We start from the raw sequence: 21,095 nt of genomic DNA, 5'->3' as shown, positions 1-21,095 counted from the left end.
TCGTTATGCAGGGCTGGACGTGCGACTGACCCAGTCTGGAACGAGCATCGACAAGCCCGGACGCCTGAGCAAGGGTGGCAACGCCTACCTGCGCTCGGCGATGTTCATGCCTGCCATGTCAGCGATCCGCTGCGATCCTTATGTGAAGGCTTTTTACGACGTGCTAGTCGGTCGTGGAAAACGAAAAATGCAGGCCATCTGTGCGGTTATGCGCAAATACCTGACAGGCTTGTGGGCCTGCATACGCGCTGGAGAGGATTTCGATACGGCCAAGCTTTTCAGCGAAAAACGTCTGCTAAAAGCTTGACCGTGAACAGAGTATCTACAGGGATCACGTCAAGACGCAAGTGCGTTCGACAAATGACCCGTAGGAGCGAGGCTTGCCCGCGAAGCTTTTGGCTTCAGGCAACCCGATTCAAATCGTTATTGCGTGTCTCCTTCAGGCACAGCACCGCTATCAGGCTCAGCACCGCCGCCCCCGACACATACCCGCCGACATAACTCAAACCACCCATCGCCACCAGTTTCTGCGCAAAGAACGGTGCCGCCGAGGCGCCGACAATACCGCCCAGGTTGTAAGCCGCCGATGCGCCGGTATAGCGCACGTGGGTCGGAAACAGCTCCGGCAGCAGCGCGCCCATCGGTGCGAACGTCACGCCCATCAGAAACAGTTCTATGCACAGGAACAACGCCACACCCCAGGTCGAGCCATGGGTCAGCAGCGGTTCCATCAAGAATCCGGACAGAATCGCCAGCACGCCACCGATGATCAGTACCGGTTTACGCCCGAAACGATCACTGGCCCAAGCCGACAGCGGTGTCGCTGCGGCCATGAACAGCACCGCGAAACACAGCAGCGCGAGGAAGGTTTCCCGGGTGTAGCCAAGCGTCGACACACCGTAACTCAGCGAAAAGACTGTCGAGATGTAAAACAGTGCATAGCACACCACCATCGACCCGGCGCCCAGCAGCATCGGTGCCCAGTATTGGCTGAACAGCTCGACCAACGGAATCTTCACCCGCTCCTGGCGAGCCACGGCGTTGGCGAACACCGGGGTTTCGTGGAGCTTGAGGCGTACGTACAGGCCCACCATCACCAGCGCGGCACTGAGCAGGAACGGAATCCGCCAGCCCCACGAACGGAATTGCTCGTCGTTCAGGCTCATGGCCAGGGTCAGGAACAGGCCGTTGGCCGCCAGAAACCCGATCGATGGGCCGAGTTGCGGAAACATGCCGAACCAGGCGCGCTTGCCTTTGGGCGCGTTCTCCGTGGCCAGCAATGCGGCGCCGCCCCATTCGCCGCCCAGCCCCAGGCCCTGGCCGAAGCGCAGTACGCAAAGCAGGATCGGCGCCCAGGCGCCAATGCTGTCGTACCCCGGTAGTACGCCGATCAGCGTGGTGCACACACCCATCAGCAGCAAGGACGCAACCAGTGTCGATTTGCGCCCGATGCGGTCACCGAAATGGCCGAATAGCGCCGAACCCAGCGGCCGCGCAAGGAAAGCGATGCCGAAGGTGAGGAATGCCGACAGCATCTGCGCGGTGCCGGAGGTTTGCGGAAAGAACACCGGGCCGATCACCAATGCTGCGGCGGTGGCATAGACGTAGAAGTCGTAGAACTCGATGGCCGTGCCGATGAAACTCGCGGTAGCCACGCGGGTGGCGGAGTTCGTCGGTTGGGCAGGCGCGGTGTCGCTGAACGTTGTGCTGGTCGTCATGTCGTTATCCCTGACAGTCATGTGCCCCAGTGGAGCGAATTATTATGGTCGAATACCCAGGGATGTGGGTTGAGACACGGTCGCTGTTCAAGGTAGGAACAATCGCCGCAGTGGTACGGATGTTGTCGAAGATCTGGCCGGAACCTGCTGCATGCGGGGTAAGCATGTGGTTCGGTGGGAGGCTTGGGTAAGCCGGCTCGATTATAGGAAGGTGGCTAACTATCGAACAAGAGGGGCGGTTGTTTTAACCCATTAACGGATAAGCGCAGGCGCTGAGCTGGTATGCCAGATCAGCACGCGCGTGACGCGATTCTCTTCAGTCTCCAGAATCTCCAGCCGGTATCGTCCGATCTTCAGGCACACCGCACTGTCCGGAATCGTCTCCAACGCCTCGGTCACCAGGCCGTTGAGGGTTTTCGGACCATCGCTGGGCAAATGCCAGCCGAGGCTCTTGTTCAGCTCGCGGATGGACGCTGCGCCATCAATCACCAGTCGGCCATCGGCCTGCGGGTGAATGTGCGGGTTATCCAGGCTGTGCTGGCTTTCGAACTCTCCGACGATTTCTTCGAGAATATCTTCCAGGGTCACGATACCCAGTACTTCCCCGTACTCGTCGACCACCATGCCCAAGCGCCGCTGCTGCTTGTGGAAATTCAGCAATTGCAGTTGCAACGGTGTGCTTTCCGGCACGAAGTACGGTTCGTGACTGGCCGCCAGCAGCGCTTCCACGGTCAGGCTTGAATCCGGCAGTAAATGACGGATCTGTCGGGTGTTGAGTACCGCTTCAACCTGGTTGATGTCGCTGTGGAATACCGGCAGGCGGGTGCGCTTGTTGTGGCGCAGTTGCTCGATGATTTCTTCGAGGGGGTCGTCCAGGTTGATCCCGTCGACGTCGCTGCGTGGCACCAGAATATCGTTGACCGTGATGTTATCCAGTGCGTGGATACCTGACAGTGGGCGATAGGCCGCGTGTTCGTGATCGTCGTGCCGATCTGCCGGTGCCTCGTCTTCGCTTTGCTGCACCACGTTGATTTTGCGGGCGAATGGCCGCATCAGCAGTTGGCTGATGCCATTGAGTAGCCATGCGGCGGGATAGACGATTTTCAGCGGTATGCCGAGCAGTGTGTTGCCCAAGGCCAGGACGGCATCCGGGTAGCGGGCGGCGAGGGCGCGTGGCAGGTAGTCGGCGAACACCAGCAACATTGCGCCGGCACCGAGGCAGGCAATCCAGGGGCCGTTTTGCGCCCAAGTGAAAATCGCCAGCAAGGTGCTGATGACCACCACCAGCGCGCGGCACAGGGTGTTGCAGAGGATCAGGCTGTTGAGCGGGAAGCTCAGCTTGGCCACGGGTTTGTCGCTGGAGCGCGAGGCCGTGCGCTGGGCCAGTAATTGCTGTTGCGCAACTTCGATGGCGGTAAACAGCCCCGACCATAAAATCAGCAGGGCCAGCACCGCGAGCATCGGTCCTATGGGCAAGTCGTCCATTAATGCCGCCCGTCAGATGTGCAGAATGTATTCGCGGACCAGCTTGCTGCCGAAATACGCCAGCATCAGCAGGCAGAAACCGGCAAGGGTCCAGCGGATGGCTTTGTGTCCGCGCCAGCCGAGACGGTTGCGCCCCCAGAGCAGCACGCTGAACACGATCCAGGCCAGGCACGCCAGCAGGGTTTTATGCACCAGGTGCTGGGCGAACAGGTTCTCGACGAACAGCCAGCCGGAAATCAGCGACAACGACAGCAGGCTCCAGCCGGCCCAGAGGAAACCGAACAGCAGGCTTTCCATGGTTTGCAGCGGCGGGAAGTTCTTGATCAGCCCGGACGGATGCTTGTGCTTGAGCTGATGGTCCTGAACCAGCAGCAGCAAGGCCTGGAACACCGCGATGGTGAACATGCCGTAAGCGAGGATCGACAAGAGAATGTGGGCGAGAATGCCTGGCTCTTCGTCGATGACCTGCACCGTGCCGGCGGGGGCGAACTGTGCCAGCAACACTGTTGCGGCGCCCAGCGGGAACAGCAATACAAGCAGGTTTTCCACTGGAATCCGTGAGCAGGCCAGCAGGGTCAGGGCGATGACCGCTGCGGCAATCAGGCTGGCGGCGCTGAAAAAGTCCAGGGCCAGGCCGACCGGAGTCAGCAGATAGCTGATCAGGCTGGCGCTGTGGGCCAGCACGGCCAGTACGCCGAGCGTGACCAGCAGGCGTTTGTTCGCCTTGGCACCGGTGGCCAGGCGAGTGCCTTGATAGAAGGTCGCAGCGGCATATAAGCAGGCGGCGGCGAGAGTGGTAAGCAAGCTGGGTGACAAGGGGAGCATAAATCCTGTTAGGCAGGCCCGAAAGGCGTTGAGTTTGGCATAGAACCCATACGGCACGAAAGACTATACAAGCTGACGGCGAGGTGTCCGCCAGACGCAGTCTTCGCTATAATCCGCGACCTGCCCACGCCGCAGGCTCGCCGAGCACATGTTGATTCCGGTCTGGGCCGCCATTATCCCGGTCTACACAGGGCCTGAAAGGATCGCGCAATGTTTGAAAACTTAACCGACCGTCTCTCGCAGACGCTGCGCCATGTCACCGGCAAGGCCAAGCTGACCGAAGACAACATCAAAGACACCCTGCGTGAAGTGCGCATGGCGTTGCTCGAAGCCGACGTCGCCTTGCCGGTGGTCAAAGACTTCGTCAATTCGGTCAAGGAGCGCGCTGTCGGCACCGAGGTGTCCCGCAGCCTGACGCCGGGCCAGGCCTTCGTGAAGATCGTCCAGGCCGAACTCGAAAGCCTGATGGGCGCAGCCAACGAAGACCTGAACCTGAGCGCCGTTCCACCGGCCGTGGTTCTGATGGCCGGTTTGCAGGGTGCGGGTAAAACCACCACCGCCGGCAAACTGGCGCGCTTCCTTAAAGAGCGCAAAAAGAAGTCGGTCATGGTCGTGTCCGCGGACGTTTACCGTCCGGCGGCGATCAAGCAGCTGGAAACCCTGGCCAACGACATCGGCGTGACGTTCTTCCCGTCTGACCTGAGCCAGAAGCCGGTCGACATCGCGCAAGCGGCTATTAAAGAAGCCAAGCTGAAATTCATCGACGTGGTCATCGTCGACACCGCCGGTCGTTTGCACATCGACGAAGAGATGATGGGCGAGATCAAGGCGCTGCACGCCGCGATCAATCCAGTCGAAACTCTGTTCGTGGTCGATGCCATGACCGGCCAGGACGCCGCCAACACGGCCAAGGCCTTCGGTGATGCATTGCCGCTGACCGGTGTGATCCTGACCAAGGTCGACGGTGATGCTCGTGGCGGTGCCGCACTGTCGGTACGTGCCATTACCGGCAAGCCGATCAAGTTCATCGGCATGGGCGAGAAGAGCGAAGCGCTCGAACCGTTCCATCCTGAGCGTATCGCATCGCGCATCCTCGGCATGGGCGACGTGCTCAGCCTGATCGAACAGGCTGAAGCGACCCTCGACAAGGACAAGGCCGACAAACTGGCCAAGAAGCTGAAGAAGGGTAAGGGCTTCGACCTCGAAGACTTCCGCGATCAGCTGCAACAGATGAAGAACATGGGCGGCCTCGGCGGCCTCATGGACAAACTGCCGAATATCGGTGGTGTGAACCTGGCGCAGATGGGCAATGCCCAAGGCGCGGCAGAGAAGCAATTCAAGCAGATGGAAGCCATCATCAATTCCATGACCCCGGCCGAGCGCCGCGACCCTGAGCTGATCAGTGGTTCGCGCAAGCGCCGGATCGCCATGGGTTCCGGCACCCAGGTGCAGGACATCGGTCGCTTGATCAAGCAGCACAAGCAGATGCAGAAGATGATGAAGAAATTCTCCGCGAAAGGCGGAATGGCCAAAATGATGCGCGGCATGGGCGGTATGTTGCCCGGCGGCGGCATGCCAAAAATGTAAAGAATCCGCGCCGGCAGTCATGTCGGCGCAGCCCCACATGGACGTGGGATCTCCAGCAAACCCGCGCTTGGCGGGAGCTGACTGGCCATCTTCAACGATGGCTCTATAGCAAATCTGGATGGCACGCCGATAGGCGCCGGAAAAAGACATTTGCAAAAGTCCGGATATTCCTTAGAATATGCGGCCTTTCGGGCACCTATGCCCGCTGTGCATTTAGATTTGCAGCACCGACTACAGGAACGATGTTCACATGCTAACAATCCGTCTTGCCCTTGGCGGCTCCAAAAAGCGCCCGTTTTACCACTTGACCGTAACCGACAGCCGCAACCCGCGTGACGGTTCGCACAAGGAACAGGTTGGTTTCTTCAACCCTGTTGCTCGTGGTCAAGAAGTTCGTCTGTCCGTGAACCAAGAGCGCGTAGCCTACTGGCTGAGCGTTGGTGCACAGCCTTCTGAGCGCGTTGCTCAGTTGTTGAAGGAATCTGCTAAGGCTGCGGCCTGAGCAATATGAACGCGACGCCAGCTGTTGCTGATGATTTGATCGTTATCGGCAAGATTTATTCTGTTCACGGCGTTCGCGGCGAAGTGAAGGTGTATTCCTTTACTGATCCGATTAAAAACCTGTTGGACTACAAAACCTGGACGCTCAGGCGCGAAGGCAACGTAAAACAGGTCGAGCTGGTCAGCGGACGCGGGAACGACAAGTTCCTGGTCGCAAAGCTCAAGGGTCTTGATGATCGTGAAGAAGCTCGTCTTCTGGCTGGTTATGAGATCTGCGTGCCGCGCAACCTGTTCCCTGAATTGACCGATGGCGAGTACTACTGGTACCAGCTGGAAGGTCTGAAGGTCATCGATACTCACGGGCAATTGTTCGGGAAAATCGATCATCTTCTGGAAACCGGCGCCAATGATGTAATGGTGGTCAAGCCTTGCGCTGGCAGCCTGGATGATCGTGAACGCCTGTTGCCGTATACCGAGCAATGCGTGTTGGCCGTCGATCTGGCAGCGGGCGAGATGAAGGTGGAATGGGATGCGGACTTCTAAACGTGGCTAACCTGCGCGTAGAAGTGATCAGTTTGTTTCCCGAGATGTTCTCCGCCATCAGCGAGTACGGCATCACCAGTCGGGCGGTGAAACAGGGGTTGTTGCAGCTTACCTGTTGGAATCCGCGAGACTACACGACGGATCGACATCACACTGTGGATGATCGCCCATTTGGCGGTGGTCCGGGCATGGTGATGAAGATCAAGCCCCTGGAAGATGCTCTGGTTCAGGCCAAGGCAGCAGCCGGGGAGGCGGCGAAGGTAATTTACCTGTCCCCCCAAGGCCGTCAACTGACACAGTCGGCGGTACGCGAGTTGGCGAATCTGGATGCATTGATCCTGATTGCTGGCCGCTATGAAGGCATTGACGAGCGTTTTATTGATGCTCATGTCGATGAAGAGTGGTCGATTGGCGACTATGTACTGTCTGGCGGCGAGCTGCCGGCGATGGTCCTGATCGATGCGGTTACACGACTGCTGCCTGGAGCTTTAGGGCATGCGGACTCCGCTGAGGAAGATTCCTTTACGGATGGTTTGCTGGATTGCCCGCACTACACCCGACCGGAGGTGTATGCGGATCAGCGTGTTCCCGACGTATTGCTAAGTGGCAATCACGCGCACATCCGGCGTTGGCGTTTACAGCAGTCCCTTGGTCGGACCTATGAACGACGCGCCGATCTTCTGGAAAGCCGCTCGCTTTCTGGAGAAGAGAAGAAGCTGCTCGAGGAATACATCCGCGAGCGGGACGATAGTTAACAACGTATCGATGGTAGATCCGACGATTTACCTTAGGAGCACAGCATGACTAACAAAATCATCCTTGCACTCGAAGCAGAGCAGATGACTAAAGAGATCCCTACCTTTGCCCCGGGCGACACCATTGTCGTTCAGGTGAAAGTGAAGGAAGGCGATCGTTCGCGTCTGCAAGCGTTCGAAGGCGTAGTTATCGCCAAGCGTAACCGCGGCGTAAACAGTGCTTTCACCGTTCGTAAAATCTCCAACGGTGTTGGCGTAGAGCGTACTTTCCAGACCTACAGCCCGCAAATCGACAGCATGGCTGTCAAGCGTCGCGGTGACGTACGTAAAGCCAAGCTGTACTACCTGCGTGACCTGTCCGGTAAAGCAGCTCGCATCAAGGAAAAACTGGCTTAAGTCCAGCTTCCGATGCCGAAAAGCTGGCCTGCTCAGGTTGGCATTTTCAAGAAAATGCCTCGTATCGAAAGATGCGGGGCATTTTTCGTTATGGCTGCATATATAAAAAGCTGCGGCGCTCTTTCTGTAGCTGCTGCCGAAGGCTGCGTCTGGCTGTAGCAGCTGTCGAGCTCCAGCGAGGCTGTGTCCGGCTGCGAAGCAGTCGTGAATCCGGCTAATGCGGTCTGTCTGGCATGCCGCAATCTCTGACTTTACGACTGCTTCGCAGCCGAACGCAGCCTTCGGCAGCTGCTACAGGTCGCGTTACGGCTTAAGTTGGTGGCATTACTCCGCACAAAAGCAAACGCCCCGAACCAGTCGGGGCGTTTGCTTTAAGTGCTGCGGCTTTTTGGGCTTGGGCTTGGGCGCTTAGCGCTTCAGCGAAGCTGGCAGGTGCGGCTGGATCGCTGTCAGTACTGCCTTGAAGCACTTGGTGTTGCCGGCAACAACGTGGCCTTTCTCGAGGAAGTCGTGACCGCCGGTGAAGTCGCTCACCAAGCCGCCGGCTTCCTGGATCAGCAGGGCGCCTGCAGCCATGTCCCACTCGGACAGGCCCGACTCCCAGAAGGCGTCGAAACGGCCGGCAGCCACGTAGGCCAGATCGAGGCTTGCCGAGCCGGCACGGCGGATGCCGGCGGTCTGGCCAACAAGGGCGCGGAACATGCCCAGGTAGTTGTCGAGGTTGTCCATCTGGTCGTCACGGAACGGGAAGCCGGTACCCAGCAGGGCTCCGTCCAGGCTGGTACGGCCGCTGACGCGCAGGCGACGACCGTTCAGTTGAGCGCCGCGACCACGGCTGGCGGTGAATTCTTCCTGGCGAACCGGGTCCAGAACAACAGCATGTTCCAGGCGACCGCGGTATTTGCAGGCGATGCTGACAGCGAAGTGAGGAATGCCGCGCAGGAAGTTGGTGGTGCCGTCCAGTGGGTCGATGATCCACAGGTATTCTTCGCCTTCGATGCCAGTGCCGGCGTGCAGGCCGGTTTCTTCACCCATGATCGAGTGATTCGGGTAGGCCTTGCGCAGTGCGTCGATGATTTTCTGTTCGGCGGCGCGATCCACCTCGGATACATAATCCTTGGCGTCTTTTTCGTCGACCTTGATGGTATCCAGGCGCTCGATGGAGCGGAAGATCAATTCACTGGCGCTGCGGGCGGCGCGCAGCGCGATATTCAGCATGGGCTGCATGGATGTGTCACCTAAGGTTGTTAAAGAAAGCCGGGCATTCTATCAGAAAGTTTCTACAGGAGAAGGTCGACGTTCGCTTTCATGGCTTAACGGTAGGAGGAGCTGTAAGATTCGGCTCCCTCATTCAATGTTCGAGAGCGCCTCCCTTGCTGCAAAACATTCGTGTCGTCCTGGTCAATACCAGTCATCCCGGAAATATCGGCGGTGCTGCGCGTGCCATGAAGAACATGGGCCTGTCGCGACTGGTGCTGGTCGAGCCGCGGTTGTTCCCGCACCACGAGGCCGATGCGCGTGCGTCCGGCGCCGGGGACATCCTTGAAAACGCGCAAGTCGTCGCCACCTTGGAAGATGCCTTGGTCGGCTGCAATCTGGTGCTGGGTACCAGTGCTCGTGATCGTCGCATTCCCTGGCCGTTGCTCGATCCCCGTGAGTGCGGTGCAAGGGTGGTCGAGGAAGCGGGGCAGGGCGCCGAGATCGCATTGGTGTTCGGTCGTGAAGATTCCGGCCTGACCAACGAAGAGCTGCAGCGATGTCATTATCACGTGCACATTCCATCAGACCCCGAGTTCAGTTCGCTGAACCTCGGGGCGGCGGTGCAGGTGTTGAGCTATGAAGTGCGCATGTCCTGGCTGGCGGCCCAAGGTCAGCCGAGCAAGGTCGAGAAGGAAGAAGTGGCGTCCACCAAAAGTGGTGAGCTGGCGACCATGGATGAGCTGGAGCGATTCTATGAGCACCTGGAGCAAACCCTGGTGGCCATCGAATTCCTCGATCCGGAAAAGCCACGGCACTTGATGGCGCGCCTGCGCCGGTTGTACGGACGCAGCTCGGTCAGCCGGGCGGAAATGAATATATTGCGTGGCATCCTCACGGAAACCCAGAAGGCGGCCCGTGGCGAGCTTCTAAAGCGGAAGGATTAATGATGTTCGAGCGTTTGCGTGAAGATATCCAAAGTGTTTTTCATCGTGACCCGGCAGCGCGTAATGCTTTTGAGGTCCTGACCTGCTATCCAGGCATGCATGCCATCTGGATCCATCGCCTGTCGTCGCTCCTGTGGCGCGCAGAGCTGAAATGGCTGGCGCGGCTGGTGTCGAACTTCGGTCGCTGGTTGACCGGGATCGAGATTCATCCGGGGGCCAAGGTCGGTCGTCGCTTCTTTATCGACCATGGCATGGGCATCGTTATTGGTGAGACTGCCGAGATCGGCAACGATGTCACCCTTTATCAGGGCGTGACCCTTGGTGGCACTAGCTGGAACAAGGGCAAGCGTCACCCGACCCTGGAGGACGGTGTGGTGGTTGGTGCCGGCGCCAAGGTGCTCGGCCCATTCACTGTCGGTGCCGGGGCCAAGGTGGGTTCCAATGCCGTGGTCACCAAGGCAGTTCCGCCGGGTGCGACGGTGGTGGGGATTCCGGGGCGGATTATCGTCAAGTCCGACGATGAGCAGGATGCCAAGCGCAAGGCCATGGCCGAGAAGATCGGCTTCGATGCCTACGGTGTCGGCGAAGACATGCCGGACCCGGTGGCCCGGGCGATCGGTCAGTTGCTCGATCACTTGCAGGCGGTCGATGGGCGTCTGGAGGGTATGTGTGGAGCGCTGAAGGATCTGGGCAGTAATTACTGTGCCAAGGATCTGCCTGAACTGCGTGAAGAAGACTTTGCCTGTGTGAAGGGCAAGGACGAAAGCAAGGCCAGCTGATTCACAGCAGGGTCGCATTCAGGCATTTGCACCGCGCTGGTTGATGTGCCATTGCGCCGCAGACCCTGCTATGATGCGCGCGCTCTTTTGCGGGTAAACCTGAGTAATGCGCTAGGTCTTATAGTTGACTTAAATACTCGGGAATTGCATACTCGCCCCATTCCGAACTCCGTGGTAATTGTCCATGCGACTGACTACAAAAGGCCGATACGCCGTGACCGCCATGCTTGACCTGGCGTTACACGCGCAGCACGGGCCGGTGTCCCTGGCCGATATCTCCGAGCGCCAAGGCATCTCCCTGTCCTACCTCGAGCAGCTTTTCGCCAAATTGCGTCGTAGCAATCTGGTGTCCAGTGTTCGCGGTCCGGGCGGTGGCTACCAATTGTCCCGCGACATGCAGGGCATCCAGGTCGCCCAGGTAATCGATGCGGTCAACGAATCGGTCGATGCAACCAAGTGCCAGGGCCAGGGCGATTGCCATTCCGGCGACACCTGTCTGACTCACCATTTGTGGTGCGATCTTAGCCTGCAGATTCACGAATTTCTGAGCGGTATCAGCTTGGCTGACCTTGTAACTCGCCGTGAGGTGCAAGAAGTAGCCCAGCGTCAGGACCAGCGTCGTTGCAACAGCAAGGCGCCACGCCTGGACAAGATTGAAGCGTCCGCCGTCGAATGACAGCCAAAGAGCTAGCGGCACGCCAGCCAGCCTGATTTAGGAGATAGTCCATGAAATTGCCGATTTACCTTGATTACTCTGCGACCACCCCGGTTGATCCGCGTGTCGCGCAAAAGATGAGTGAATGCCTGCTGGTCGACGGAAACTTCGGTAACCCGGCGTCCCGTTCCCACGTGTTCGGCTGGAAAGCCGAAGAGTCCGTCGAGAACGCTCGTCGCCAGGTCGCTGACCTGGTTAACGCCGACCCGCGTGAAATCGTCTGGACCTCCGGTGCCACCGAGTCCGACAACCTGGCAATCAAGGGTGCGGCGCATTTCTACTCCACCAAAGGCAAACACCTGATCACCACCAAGATTGAGCACAAGGCTGTCCTCGACACCATGCGCCAACTGGAGCGTGAAGGTTTCGAAGTGACCTACCTCGATCCTCGTGAAGATGGCCTGGTCACTCCGGAAATGGTCGAAGCTGCCCTGCGTGACGACACCATTCTGGTATCGGTCATGCACGTGAACAACGAAATCGGCACCATCAACGACATCGCTGCCATCGGTGAGCTGACTCGCTCCCGGGGCATTCTGTTCCACGTCGACGCTGCTCAGTCCACCGGCAAGGTCGAGATCGACCTGTCGAAACTGAAAGTTGACCTGATGTCGTTCTCTGCCCACAAGACCTATGGCCCTAAAGGCATCGGCGCGCTGTACGTCAGCCGCAAGCCGCGTGTGCGCATCGAAGCGACCATGCACGGCGGCGGTCACGAGCGTGGCATGCGTTCCGGCACCCTGGCGACTCACCAGATCGTCGGCATGGGCGAAGCGTTCCGTGTGGCCAAGGAAGACATGGCTGCCGAGAATGCACGCATCAAAGCGCTGAGCGACCGTTTCTTCAAACAGGTTGAAGGCCTGGAAGAGTTGTACGTCAACGGCAGCATGACCGCCCGCGTACCGCACAACCTGAACCTGAGCTTCAACTATGTCGAAGGCGAGTCGCTGATCATGGCGCTCAAGGATCTGGCGGTTTCGTCGGGTTCGGCCTGCACCTCGGCATCGCTTGAGCCTTCGTACGTTCTGCGCGCCCTGGGCCGCAACGACGAACTGGCACACAGCTCGATTCGCTTCACCTTCGGTCGCTTCACCACCGAAGAAGAAATCGACTACGCCGCGCAGAAAGTCTGCGAGGCCGTCACCAAGCTGCGCACTCTGTCGCCGCTGTGGGACATGTACAAAGACGGCGTCGACATTTCGAAAATCGAGTGGGCGGCACACTGATATTCAAGTCGCCGCAACCGGGCCCTGCGAATCCACGATTTGCAGGGTTTCAAGAGCGACTCCTGATGAGTGAGGATTAAGAATCATGGCTTACAGCGAAAAGGTCATCGACCACTACGAGAACCCGCGCAACGTCGGCAAGATGGATGCAGAAGATCCTGATGTCGGCACCGGCATGGTCGGCGCTCCGGCGTGCGGTGACGTGATGCGTCTGCAGATCAAGGTCAACGAGCAAGGCATCATCGAAGACGCCAAGTTCAAGACCTACGGTTGCGGTTCCGCGATCGCCTCCAGCTCCCTGGCGACCGAGTGGATGAAAGGCAAGACTCTGGATGAAGCAGAGACCATCAAGAACACTCAACTGGCCGAAGAGCTGGCCCTGCCGCCAGTGAAAATTCACTGCTCCGTACTCGCTGAAGACGCCATCAAGGCGGCCGTTCGCGACTACAAGCAGAAGAAAGGCTTGATCTGACTTTCAAGATTTGGCGACGAGTAAGGAGTCACCGATGGCTATCAGCATGACAGAAGCGGCTGCTCAACACGTGCGACGCTCCCTCAACGGGCGCGGCAAGGGTGATGGGATTCGTCTGGGTGTTCGCACCACGGGCTGTTCCGGCCTTGCCTATGTGCTGGAGTTTGTCGACGAGGTAGGCGCGGACGATCAAGTGTTCGAAAGTCACGGCGAGAAAGTGATCATCGACCCGAAAAGCCTGGCGTACCTGGACGGCACCGAGCTTGATTTCGTCAAGGAAGGGTTGAACGAAGGCTTCAAGTTCAACAACCCCAACGTACGCGGTGAGTGTGGCTGCGGCGAAAGCTTCAACATCTGAGGCTGCTCGTGGGTACTCCTTGTCATTTCGCTTTATTTGAGCTGCAACCGAGTTTCAATCTGGACCTCGATCAGCTGGCTACGCGCTACCGTGAGTTGGCGCGCGGCGTTCATCCGGACCGCTTTGCCGACGCTTCCGAGCGTGAGCAGCGGCTGGCGCTCGAGCAATCCGCGAGCCTCAACGAGGCCTACCAGACGCTCAAAAGCCCCCCCAAGCGCGCGCGATACTTGCTCGCATTGAGTGGTGGCGAGTTGCCGCTGGAGGTCACGGTGCATGATCCGGAGTTTCTTCTGCAGCAGATGGAGTTGCGTGAAGAGCTCGAAGATCTGCAGGACAGCGCCGACATGGCGGGTATTGCCACGTTCAAGCGCCGCCTCAAGGCAGCTCAGGATGAACTGAACCAAAGCTTCGCAGCTTGCTGGAATGATGCGGCGCAACGCGAACGGGCCGAACGCCTGATGCGGCGCATGCAGTTCCTCGACAAGCTCACCTACGAAGTGCGCCAGTTAGAAGAGCGCCTCGACGATTAACCCAGTGCCGCTCCGGTCGCACGCCTGATATACAGATAAGTCCTGATCACGATGGCCCTACTGCAGATCGCCGAACCCGGCCAAAGTCCTCAACCGCACCAGCGTCGTCTGGCTGTGGGGATCGACTTGGGCACTACCAATTCGCTGGTCGCTGCATTGCGCAGTGGTCTTTCCGAGCCTCTGGCCGATGCGCAAGGGCGGGTTATCCTGCCGTCTGCCGTGCGCTATCACGCCGATCGCGTCGAGGTCGGCGAATCGGCCAAACTGGCTGCCGCTACCGATCCTCTGAACACTGTGCTGTCGGTCAAGCGCTTGATGGGACGTGGTTTGTCCGACGTCAAGCAATTGGGCGATCAGCTGCCATACCGTTTTGTCGACGGCGAGTCGCACATGCCGTTCATCGACACGGTGCAAGGCCCGAAAAGCCCGGTCGAAGTCTCCGCCGATATCCTCAAGGTGCTGCGTCAGCGCGCTGAAGCGACCTTGGGTGGCGAACTGGTCGGCGCAGTGATCACCGTTCCGGCCTATTTCGATGATGCTCAGCGTCAAGCCACCAAGGATGCGGCCAAGTTGGCCGGCCTGAACGTGCTGCGCTTGCTCAATGAACCGACCGCTGCTGCGGTGGCTTACGGTCTGGATCAACAGGCTGAAGGCCTGGTTGCCATTTATGACCTGGGCGGCGGCACCTTTGATATTTCGATTCTGCGTCTGACCGGCGGTGTGTTCGAAGTGCTGGCTACCGGCGGCGACAGCGCTTTGGGTGGCGATGACTTCGATCACGCCATTGCTGGTTGGATCATCGAGAGTGCCGGTCTGTCGGCCGACCTCGATCCGGGCGAGCAGCGCAATCTGCTGCAAACCGCGTGTGCGGCCAAAGAAGCCCTGACCAATTCCTCGTCCGTCGAAGTCGCGTATGGCGACTGGAAGGCCGGGCTGACCCGTGAAGCGTTCAATGCGCTGATCGAGCCAATGGTTGCTCGCAGCCTGAAAGCCTGTCGTCGTGCGGTGCGTGATTCCGGCATTGAGCTGGAAGACGTTCATGCGGTGGTCATGGTCGGCGGCTCGACTCGCGTACCGCGCGTTCGCGAAGCCGTTGCGCAAGCCTTCGGTCGTGAACCGCTGACCGAAATCGACCCGGACCAAGTCGTGGCCATCGGTGCTGCGATCCAGGCCGATACCCTGGCTGGCAATAAGCGTGACGGCGGCGAACTGCTGTTGCTCGACGTGATTCCGTTGTCCCTGGGGCTGGAAACCATGGGCGGCCTGATGGAGAAGGTGATTCCGCGCAACACCACCATCCCTGTTGCCCGGGCCCAGGACTTCACCACTTATAAAGACGGCCAGTCGGCCATGGCGATCCACGTATTGCAGGGCGAGCGTGAGTTGATCAGCGACTGCCGCTCCCTGGCACGCTTCGAATTGCGCGGTATTCCAGCGATGGTTGCTGGTGCGGCGAAGATTCGCGTGACCTTCCAGGTCGATGCCGACGGTCTGCTCAGTGTCTCGGCCCGCGAATTGGGTTCGGGTGTCGAAGCCAGCATTCAGGTCAAACCGTCCTACGGCCTGACCGACGGCGAAATCGCCAAAATGCTCAAGGATTCGTTCCAGCACGCCAATGACGACAAGGTCGCCCGTGTATTGCGTGAACAGCAGGTCGATGCCCAGCGCCTGATCGAAGCAGTGCAGGGTGCTCTGGATGTCGACGGCGAACGCTTGCTCGACGCCGAAGAGCGCATGGTCATCGAATTGCAGATGCAGGAACTGACCGAATTGATGAAAGGCACCGATGGTTACGCCATTGAGCAGCAGACCAAACGTCTGTCGCAAGTGACCGATGCCTTTGCTGCCCGCCGCCTGGACTCGACGGTGAAAGCCGCTCTGGCGGGGCGCAATCTGAATGAAATCGAGGAATAATTGATGCCGCAGGTCATTTTTCTGCCACACGAGAAGTTCTGCCCGGAAGGCATGGTTGTGGAGGCTGAGCCCGGCATATCCATTCTCGAGCTGGCCCATGAACACCATATCGAGATGGAAAGCGCTTGCGGCGGCGTCTGCGCGTGCACCACTTGTCACTGCATCATTCGTGAGGGTTTCGACTCGCTGGAAGAGGCTGATGAGCTGGAGGAAGACTATCTTGATAAGGCTTGGGGGCTGGAAGCCCAGTCGCGTCTGGCCTGTCAGGCAAAAGTCGGGACTGAAGACCTGACCGTCGAAATTCCGAAGTACTCGCTCAACCATGCCGCCGAAGCGCCGCACTGATTCAAGGAACTTTCATGAGCCTGAAATGGGTTGATGTGCTGGAAATCGCGATCCAGCTGGCTGAGTCAAAGCCGGATGTGGACCCGCGTTACGTGAACTTCGTCGATCTGCACCAGTGGGTGCTGGCATTGCCGGAGTTCAGTGATGATCCGACACGCGGTGGCGAGAAGGTGCTTGAAGCCATTCAGGCCGCCTGGATCGAAGAAGCAGACTGAGTCTGCACCGTACGCAGTTAGGCAATACCAAAGAACCCGCGTATAATTCGCGGGTTTAATTTTTCGCAAATTACCGTTTCTGGAGTTACACCATGGCTGTTCAACGTACTTTCTCCATCATCAAGCCTGACGCTGTTGCTAAAAATGTCATCGGCGAGATCACCACTCGTTTCGAAAAAGCAGGCCTGCGCGTTGTAGCTTCGAAACTGAAGCAACTGTCCAAAGCCGAAGCTGAAGGCTTCTACGCTGAGCACAGCGCTCGTGGTTTCTTCAACGACCTGGTTGCTTTCATGATTTCCGGTCCGGTTGTCGTTCAGGTTCTGGAAGGCGAAAACGCTATCGCTCTGAACCGTGAGCTGATGGGCGCTACCAACCCTAAAGAAGCTGCTCCTGGCACCATCCGCGCTGACTTCGCTGATTCCATCGACGCCAACGCCGTACACGGTTCGGACTCCGAAGCCGCTGCTGCTCGCGAAATCTCGTACTTCTTCGCAGCTACTGAAGTAACCACTCGCTAAGCATTGGCTTAAGAGTGAAGGTGAATCCATGACTACATCGACTGTAAAAACCAACCTGCTGGGTCTGACTCAACAGGAAATGGAAAAATTCTTCGACTCAATCGGGGAGAAGCGTTTCCGTGCCGGTCAGGTAATGAAATGGATTCACCACTTTGGTGTCGATGATTTCGACGCCATGACGAACGTCAGCAAGGCCTTGCGCGAAAAGCTCAAGGCTGTTGCTGAAATTCGTGGTCCGGAAGTGGTCAGCGAGGACATCTCCAGCGACGGCACCCGTAAGTGGGTGGTGCGCGTGGCGTCCGGCAGCTGCGTCGAGACCGTTTACATTCCCCAGGGCAAACGCGGCACCTTGTGCGTTTCGTCCCAGGCAGGCTGTGCCCTGGACTGCAGTTTCTGCTCCACCGGCAAGCAAGGTTTCAATAGCAACCTCACCGCCGCCGAAGTCATCGGCCAGGTGTGGATTGCCAACAAATCCTTTGGCAGCGTCCCGGCAACCGTCGACCGTGCCATCACCAACGTGGTGATGATGGGCATGGGTGAGCCGCTGCTGAACTTCGACAACGTCGTGGCCGCCATGCATCTGATGATGGATGACCTGGGCTATGGCATCTCCAAGCGCCGCGTAACCCTGTCGACTTCGGGTGTGGTGCCAATGATCGATGAGCTGTCCAAGCACATCGATGTTTCCCTGGCGTTGTCCCTGCACGCACCGAATGACGCATTGCGTAACCAATTGGTGCCGATCAACAAGAAGTATCCGCTTAAGATGCTGCTGGAATCGTGTCAGCGCTACATGTCGTCCCTGGGCGAAAAGCGCGTACTGACCATCGAGTACACCTTGCTCAAGGACGTCAACGACAAGGTCGAACACGCGGTCGAAATGATCGAGTTGCTCAAGAATGTTCCGTGCAAGATCAACCTGATTCCGTTCAACCCGTTCCCGCACTCCGGTTACGAGCGTCCGAGCAACAATGCGATTCGCCGTTTCCAGGATCAGCTTCACCATGCAGGCTTCAACGTCACCGTGCGTACCACCCGCGGTGAAGACATCGATGCCGCGTGTGGCCAGTTGGTAGGGCAGGTGCTGGATCGCACCCGTCGCAGCGAACGCTATATCGCCGTGCGTGAGTTGAGCGCCGACAACGATATGCCGCAAAACGCTGCGAACAATAATTAAGAGAGGATCTCTATGTCCCTGCGCTTCGCGCTGCTTGTGCTGTTGGCCAGCCTGTGTGCTGGTTGTGTCCTGTCGGGCGATTTCAACCCGATGAAGACCAGCAAGGGCCGTGATGAAGCGCGTGCCGCCTACGTGCAGCTGGGCCTGGGGTACTTGCAGCAGGGCATGACCGAGCGCGCCAAGGTCCCGCTGAAGAAGGCGTTGGAACTGGATGACTCGGATGCTGACGCCAACGCGGCGTTGGGGCTGGTGTTCCAGGCCGAGATGGAGCCGGAACTGGCCGATCAGCATTTTCGCAAGGCACTGTCTTCCCGTCCCGCCGATGCGCGAATCCTGAACAACTACGGCAGTTTTCTGTTCGAAGAAAAACGTTACAAAGAGGCGTACGAGCGCTTTGAACAGGCCGCCGCCGATACTCTGTATCCTGAGCGTTCGCGGGTTTTCGAGAACCTCGGCATGACCGCTTCAAAGCTGGGCCAGCGTGACCTGGCTCGCCAGCAACTGGAAAAAGCCCTGCGTTTGAACCGCCAACAGCCACGTGCCTTGCTGGAAATGGCTGAGTTGTCATTCGAAGACAGGCATTATGTGCCCGCGCGTGACTATTACGATCGTTTTAGCCTGCTCACCGAGCAAAATGCACGTAGTCTATTGCTCGGCGTTCGACTGGCAAAAGTGTTTGAAGATCGCGACAAGGCCGCCAGTTATGGCCTGCAATTAAAACGACTCTATCCCGGTACGCCGGAATATCAGCAATACCTGTCGGAGCAATGATGAAAGCGGCGCATCCCGAAGTTGTAGCAGCGAATCGCGTTAACCCCGGTGAGACTTTGCGCCAGGCCCGCGAAAGCAATGGCTGGTCGCTGGCCGAAGTGGCCCTCAAGCTCAACCTCACCGTCAATTCCCTGAGTAATCTGGAAGCCGGCGCTTTTGACAAGCTGCCTGGCCACACCTTTGCTCGTGGCTATATTCGCGCGTACGCCAAATTGCTGGGCATGGACCAGGCTGTTCTGGTTCAGCAGTTCGACCAATCCACCGGCACCGACTCCCAGGGCAGCAACGTCCACAGCCTGGGGCGTATCGAAGAGCCGGTTCGGGTTTCCCACACTATTTTGCGAATTGTCAGTCTGCTGTTGCTGATCGCGGTGATTGGTGGTGGTTTTGTCTGGTGGCAGGATCAAACTTCATTGCGCACCAAGGACCTGGTCAGCCTGGCTCCGGAACACGTTGAAGTCGAAGGCGCCGATGGCACCACCCAGATCCATCCGCTGGACGAGCCGGAAGACCAGGCGGTTGCGCAAGGTGAGTCTGAAGGTGAAACGCCTCTGGCGTTGCCGCAGGCTGAGGAGCCTGTCAACGCTGAAGCAAGCGCGCCGGCGCCAACACCCGCTCCAGCAGCCCCGGTAGCAACACCTGCGGCTCCGGCCCACAATACTGCTCCGGTTGTCGCGACACCGGCAGCGGTTGCGACGGCTCCGATTGCGCCGGCCGTTGCAGCTGCTGCTCCAGCAGCTCCGGTTGCGGGCCAGGGCCAGGTTCAACTGCAATTCAGCGCCGATTGCTGGACTCAAGTGACCGACGGCACGGGTAAAGTGTTGTTGAGTGGTCTCAAGCGTAAAGGCGATAGTGTTTCCGTCAGCGGCAAGCCGCCCTTTGCCGTGCGTCTGGGCTTCGCCCGTGGCGCGCAGGTCAGCTACAACGGGCAGGTAGTTGATGTCGCTCCGTTCACCAGTGGCGAGACTGCTCGCCTGAAGTTAGGTCAATAAGTCATGCACGGCGAATCTCCAATCAAGCGTCGCGAATCCCGGAAAATCTGGGTCGGTAACGTGCCTGTTGGCGGCGATGCGCCCATCGCTGTGCAGAGCATGACCAACAGCGACACCAATGACGTGGCCGCCACCGTGGCCCAGATCAATCGTCTGGAAGCCGCTGGCGTCGATATCGTTCGGGTTTCGGTGCCGGACATGGACGCCGCCGAAGCCTTCGGCAAGATCAAGCAACTGGTCAAGGTGCCGTTGGTGGCCGACATCCACTTCGACTACAGGATCGCTCTGCGCGTAGCCGAACTGGGGGTCGATTGCCTGCGCATCAACCCAGGCAACATCGGTCGTGAAGACCGCGTACGTGCGGTGGTCGATGCCGCCCGTGATCGCGGGATTCCAATCCGTATCGGCGTGAACGCCGGTTCCCTGGAAAAAGACCTGCAAAAGAAATATGGCGAGCCGACTCCGGCCGCGCTGGTCGAGTCTGCCCTGCGTCACGTCGAACACCTCGAACGCCTGAACTTCCAGGACTTCAAGGTCAGCGTAAAAGCTTCCGACGTGTTCATGGCCGTTGAAGCCTACCGCTTGCTGGCCAAGGAAATCGTCCAGCCATTGCACTTGGGCATCACCGAAGCCGGTGGTTTGCGTTCAGGCACAGTGAAATCCGCCGTGGGCCTCGGTATGCTGCTCGCCGAAGGGATTGGCGATACTATTCGCATCTCGTTGGCGGCCGACCCGGTCGAGGAAGTGAAAGTCGGCTACGACATTCTCAAATCCCTGCACCTGCGTTCCCGTGGCATCAACTTCATCGCCTGCCCGAGCTGCTCGCGGCAGAACTTCGATGTGGTCAAAACCATGAACGAGCTGGAAGGGCGTCTCGAAGACTTGCTGGTGCCGCTGGATGTCGCGGTAATCGGTTGCGTGGTCAACGGGCCGGGCGAAGCCAAGGAAGCCCATATCGGCTTGACCGGCGGCACGCCAAACCTGATTTACATCGACGGCAAGCCGTCGCAGAAACTGACGAATGACAATCTGGTGGATGAGCTTGAACGCTTGATCCGCCAGAAAGCGGCCGAAAAGGTCGAAGCCGACGCTGCTGTAATCGCTCGCGGCTGAGCCTGACTAAAGAGCC

General features: G+C 58.6%; 25 protein-coding genes. 21 read left to right on the top strand and 4 right to left on the bottom strand.

Going from position 1 to position 21,095, the window contains the following annotated elements; all coding sequences use genetic code 11:
• Positions 1-307 (top strand): transposase (locus AF70_RS14350; protein WP_169342483.1); only part of this gene is annotated, 307 nt, incomplete at its 5' end.
• A gap of 94 nt (positions 308-401) precedes the next feature.
• Here the strand turns inward: AF70_RS14350 and AF70_RS14345 are convergent.
• From AF70_RS14345 to AF70_RS14335, 3 genes are all read right to left on the bottom strand, one after another.
• Positions 402-1,718, bottom strand: a complete 1,317-nt coding sequence (locus tag AF70_RS14345; RefSeq protein WP_019581065.1) for an MFS transporter — start codon at positions 1,716-1,718, stop codon at positions 402-404.
• A gap of 252 nt (positions 1,719-1,970) precedes the next feature.
• The gene (locus tag AF70_RS14340) at positions 1,971-3,203 is read right to left on the bottom strand and encodes a transporter associated domain-containing protein (RefSeq protein WP_028939186.1); all 1,233 of its coding nucleotides are present in this window, start codon (positions 3,201-3,203) and stop codon (positions 1,971-1,973) included.
• A gap of 12 nt (positions 3,204-3,215) precedes the next feature.
• The gene (locus tag AF70_RS14335) at positions 3,216-4,028 is read right to left on the bottom strand and encodes an inner membrane protein YpjD (protein WP_018927074.1); all 813 of its coding nucleotides are present in this window, start codon (positions 4,026-4,028) and stop codon (positions 3,216-3,218) included.
• 210 nt (positions 4,029-4,238) lie between these two features.
• Here AF70_RS14335 and ffh point away from each other — a divergent pair, with 210 nt between their 5' ends.
• The 5 genes from ffh (at position 4,239) to rplS (ending at position 7,810) form a co-directional block, all read left to right on the top strand.
• Positions 4,239-5,615, top strand: a complete 1,377-nt coding sequence (gene ffh, locus AF70_RS14330) for a signal recognition particle protein (RefSeq protein WP_007941401.1) — start codon at positions 4,239-4,241, stop codon at positions 5,613-5,615.
• A 250-nt stretch (positions 5,616-5,865) separates the two neighbouring features.
• Positions 5,866-6,117, top strand: a complete 252-nt coding sequence (rpsP, locus tag AF70_RS14325) for a 30S ribosomal protein S16 (protein ID WP_003198088.1) — start codon at positions 5,866-5,868, stop codon at positions 6,115-6,117.
• 5 nt (positions 6,118-6,122) lie between these two features.
• Positions 6,123-6,659 carry a ribosome maturation factor RimM gene (gene rimM / locus AF70_RS14320; protein WP_019581061.1) on the top strand — a complete coding sequence of 179 codons (537 nt, stop codon included), beginning with the start codon at positions 6,123-6,125 and terminating at the stop codon, positions 6,657-6,659.
• Positions 6,641-7,414 carry a tRNA (guanosine(37)-N1)-methyltransferase TrmD gene (gene trmD / locus AF70_RS14315; protein WP_172901170.1) on the top strand — a complete coding sequence of 258 codons (774 nt, stop codon included), beginning with the start codon at positions 6,641-6,643 and terminating at the stop codon, positions 7,412-7,414. The genes rimM and trmD overlap by 19 nt, the downstream gene beginning before the upstream one ends.
• Positions 7,415-7,459: 45 nt before the next feature.
• Entirely contained in the window at positions 7,460-7,810 is a 351-nt protein-coding gene (gene rplS / locus AF70_RS14310) for a 50S ribosomal protein L19 (RefSeq protein WP_003175895.1), read from the top strand.
• Positions 7,811-8,218: 408 nt separating this feature from the next.
• Here the strand turns inward: rplS and suhB are convergent, their stop codons facing one another.
• Positions 8,219-9,037: an inositol-phosphate phosphatase gene (gene suhB / locus AF70_RS14305; RefSeq protein ID WP_007941397.1), complete on the bottom strand. Its 819-nt coding sequence runs from the start codon at positions 9,035-9,037 to the stop codon at positions 8,219-8,221.
• 146 nt (positions 9,038-9,183) lie between these two features.
• On the opposite strand from suhB, the gene trmJ reads away from it, so the two are divergent.
• The 15 genes from trmJ to ispG all read left to right on the top strand — a co-directional run bounded on the left by trmJ (position 9,184) and on the right by ispG (position 21,079).
• The gene (trmJ, locus tag AF70_RS14300) at positions 9,184-9,954 is read left to right on the top strand and encodes a tRNA (cytosine(32)/uridine(32)-2'-O)-methyltransferase TrmJ (RefSeq protein ID WP_018927071.1); all 771 of its coding nucleotides are present in this window, start codon (positions 9,184-9,186) and stop codon (positions 9,952-9,954) included.
• Between the two features lie 2 nt (positions 9,955-9,956).
• The gene (gene cysE / locus AF70_RS14295; protein ID WP_028939187.1) at positions 9,957-10,733 is read left to right on the top strand and encodes a serine O-acetyltransferase; all 777 of its coding nucleotides are present in this window, start codon (positions 9,957-9,959) and stop codon (positions 10,731-10,733) included.
• 184 nt (positions 10,734-10,917) lie between these two features.
• On the top strand, positions 10,918-11,409 hold the full coding sequence (gene iscR, locus AF70_RS14290; RefSeq protein WP_003227911.1) for a Fe-S cluster assembly transcriptional regulator IscR: 492 nt from the start codon (positions 10,918-10,920) through the stop codon (positions 11,407-11,409).
• A gap of 50 nt (positions 11,410-11,459) precedes the next feature.
• On the top strand, positions 11,460-12,674 hold the full coding sequence (locus AF70_RS14285; protein WP_007941393.1) for an IscS subfamily cysteine desulfurase: 1,215 nt from the start codon (positions 11,460-11,462) through the stop codon (positions 12,672-12,674).
• 85 nt (positions 12,675-12,759) lie between these two features.
• The gene (gene iscU, locus AF70_RS14280; RefSeq protein WP_003443374.1) at positions 12,760-13,146 is read left to right on the top strand and encodes a Fe-S cluster assembly scaffold IscU; all 387 of its coding nucleotides are present in this window, start codon (positions 12,760-12,762) and stop codon (positions 13,144-13,146) included.
• A 34-nt stretch (positions 13,147-13,180) separates the two neighbouring features.
• Positions 13,181-13,504 (top strand): iron-sulfur cluster assembly protein IscA, encoded by a 324-nt coding sequence (iscA, locus tag AF70_RS14275; RefSeq protein ID WP_007941391.1) that lies wholly within the window; start codon positions 13,181-13,183, stop codon positions 13,502-13,504.
• An 8-nt stretch (positions 13,505-13,512) separates the two neighbouring features.
• Positions 13,513-14,034, top strand: a complete 522-nt coding sequence (hscB, locus tag AF70_RS14270; protein ID WP_018927068.1) for a co-chaperone HscB — start codon at positions 13,513-13,515, stop codon at positions 14,032-14,034.
• Positions 14,035-14,085: 51 nt separating this feature from the next.
• Positions 14,086-15,948 (top strand): Fe-S protein assembly chaperone HscA, encoded by a 1,863-nt coding sequence (hscA, locus tag AF70_RS14265; RefSeq protein WP_019647769.1) that lies wholly within the window; start codon positions 14,086-14,088, stop codon positions 15,946-15,948.
• A 3-nt stretch (positions 15,949-15,951) separates the two neighbouring features.
• Positions 15,952-16,293 (top strand): ISC system 2Fe-2S type ferredoxin, encoded by a 342-nt coding sequence (fdx, locus tag AF70_RS14260; RefSeq protein ID WP_018927066.1) that lies wholly within the window; start codon positions 15,952-15,954, stop codon positions 16,291-16,293.
• Positions 16,294-16,307: 14 nt separating this feature from the next.
• Positions 16,308-16,508, top strand: coding sequence for a Fe-S cluster assembly protein IscX (gene iscX / locus AF70_RS14255; RefSeq protein WP_007941386.1), 201 nt, complete (start codon positions 16,308-16,310; stop codon positions 16,506-16,508).
• A 92-nt stretch (positions 16,509-16,600) separates the two neighbouring features.
• Positions 16,601-17,026: a nucleoside-diphosphate kinase gene (gene ndk, locus AF70_RS14250; RefSeq protein ID WP_018927065.1), complete on the top strand. Its 426-nt coding sequence runs from the start codon at positions 16,601-16,603 to the stop codon at positions 17,024-17,026.
• A 28-nt stretch (positions 17,027-17,054) separates the two neighbouring features.
• The gene (gene rlmN, locus AF70_RS14245) at positions 17,055-18,203 is read left to right on the top strand and encodes a 23S rRNA (adenine(2503)-C(2))-methyltransferase RlmN (protein WP_028939188.1); all 1,149 of its coding nucleotides are present in this window, start codon (positions 17,055-17,057) and stop codon (positions 18,201-18,203) included.
• A 12-nt stretch (positions 18,204-18,215) separates the two neighbouring features.
• Complete coding sequence (gene pilW, locus AF70_RS14240) at positions 18,216-18,974, top strand: type IV pilus biogenesis/stability protein PilW (RefSeq protein ID WP_018927064.1); 759 nt, start codon at positions 18,216-18,218, stop codon at positions 18,972-18,974.
• The gene (locus AF70_RS14235) at positions 18,974-19,966 is read left to right on the top strand and encodes a RodZ family helix-turn-helix domain-containing protein (protein ID WP_028939189.1); all 993 of its coding nucleotides are present in this window, start codon (positions 18,974-18,976) and stop codon (positions 19,964-19,966) included. The genes pilW and AF70_RS14235 overlap by 1 nt, the downstream gene beginning before the upstream one ends.
• Positions 19,967-19,969: 3 nt before the next feature.
• Entirely contained in the window at positions 19,970-21,079 is a 1,110-nt protein-coding gene (gene ispG, locus AF70_RS14230) for a flavodoxin-dependent (E)-4-hydroxy-3-methylbut-2-enyl-diphosphate synthase (RefSeq protein ID WP_003185136.1), read from the top strand.
• Positions 21,080-21,095: the final 16 nt, after the last annotated feature.

The organism is Pseudomonas sp. KD5 (assembly GCF_012932895.1).
GTDB lineage: Bacteria > Pseudomonadota > Gammaproteobacteria > Pseudomonadales > Pseudomonadaceae > Aquipseudomonas.
The sequence above is the reverse complement of the archived record's forward strand: the minus strand, read 5'-3'. Positions and strand labels throughout refer to the sequence as shown.

Excerpts from the sequence above, each read along its gene's own strand:
- rpsP (WP_003198088.1), top strand. The coding sequence starts at position 5,866 with ATGCTAACAATCCGTCTTGCCCTTGGCGGCTCCAAAAAGCGCCCGTTT.
- ndk (WP_018927065.1), top strand. The coding sequence starts at position 16,601 with ATGGCTGTTCAACGTACTTTCTCCATCATCAAGCCTGACGCTGTTGCT.
- ispG (WP_003185136.1), top strand. The coding sequence starts at position 19,970 with ATGCACGGCGAATCTCCAATCAAGCGTCGCGAATCCCGGAAAATCTGG.
- AF70_RS14340 (WP_028939186.1), bottom strand. The coding sequence starts at position 3,203 with ATGGACGACTTGCCCATAGGACCGATGCTCGCGGTGCTGGCCCTGCTG.
- rlmN (WP_028939188.1), top strand. The coding sequence starts at position 17,055 with ATGACTACATCGACTGTAAAAACCAACCTGCTGGGTCTGACTCAACAG.
- AF70_RS14285 (WP_007941393.1), top strand. The coding sequence starts at position 11,460 with ATGAAATTGCCGATTTACCTTGATTACTCTGCGACCACCCCGGTTGAT.
- AF70_RS14345 (WP_019581065.1), bottom strand. The coding sequence starts at position 1,718 with ATGACGACCAGCACAACGTTCAGCGACACCGCGCCTGCCCAACCGACG.
- trmD (WP_172901170.1), top strand. The coding sequence starts at position 6,641 with ATGGGATGCGGACTTCTAAACGTGGCTAACCTGCGCGTAGAAGTGATC.
- AF70_RS14335 (WP_018927074.1), bottom strand. The coding sequence starts at position 4,028 with ATGCTCCCCTTGTCACCCAGCTTGCTTACCACTCTCGCCGCCGCCTGC.
- iscU (WP_003443374.1), top strand. The coding sequence starts at position 12,760 with ATGGCTTACAGCGAAAAGGTCATCGACCACTACGAGAACCCGCGCAAC.
- AF70_RS14235 (WP_028939189.1), top strand. The coding sequence starts at position 18,974 with ATGAAAGCGGCGCATCCCGAAGTTGTAGCAGCGAATCGCGTTAACCCC.
- suhB (WP_007941397.1), bottom strand. The coding sequence starts at position 9,037 with ATGCAGCCCATGCTGAATATCGCGCTGCGCGCCGCCCGCAGCGCCAGT.
- pilW (WP_018927064.1), top strand. The coding sequence starts at position 18,216 with ATGTCCCTGCGCTTCGCGCTGCTTGTGCTGTTGGCCAGCCTGTGTGCT.
- rimM (WP_019581061.1), top strand. The coding sequence starts at position 6,123 with ATGAACGCGACGCCAGCTGTTGCTGATGATTTGATCGTTATCGGCAAG.
- fdx (WP_018927066.1), top strand. The coding sequence starts at position 15,952 with ATGCCGCAGGTCATTTTTCTGCCACACGAGAAGTTCTGCCCGGAAGGC.
- ffh (WP_007941401.1), top strand. The coding sequence starts at position 4,239 with ATGTTTGAAAACTTAACCGACCGTCTCTCGCAGACGCTGCGCCATGTC.
- hscA (WP_019647769.1), top strand. The coding sequence starts at position 14,086 with ATGGCCCTACTGCAGATCGCCGAACCCGGCCAAAGTCCTCAACCGCAC.
- iscX (WP_007941386.1), top strand. The coding sequence starts at position 16,308 with ATGAGCCTGAAATGGGTTGATGTGCTGGAAATCGCGATCCAGCTGGCT.
- cysE (WP_028939187.1), top strand. The coding sequence starts at position 9,957 with ATGTTCGAGCGTTTGCGTGAAGATATCCAAAGTGTTTTTCATCGTGAC.
- iscA (WP_007941391.1), top strand. The coding sequence starts at position 13,181 with ATGGCTATCAGCATGACAGAAGCGGCTGCTCAACACGTGCGACGCTCC.
- rplS (WP_003175895.1), top strand. The coding sequence starts at position 7,460 with ATGACTAACAAAATCATCCTTGCACTCGAAGCAGAGCAGATGACTAAA.
- iscR (WP_003227911.1), top strand. The coding sequence starts at position 10,918 with ATGCGACTGACTACAAAAGGCCGATACGCCGTGACCGCCATGCTTGAC.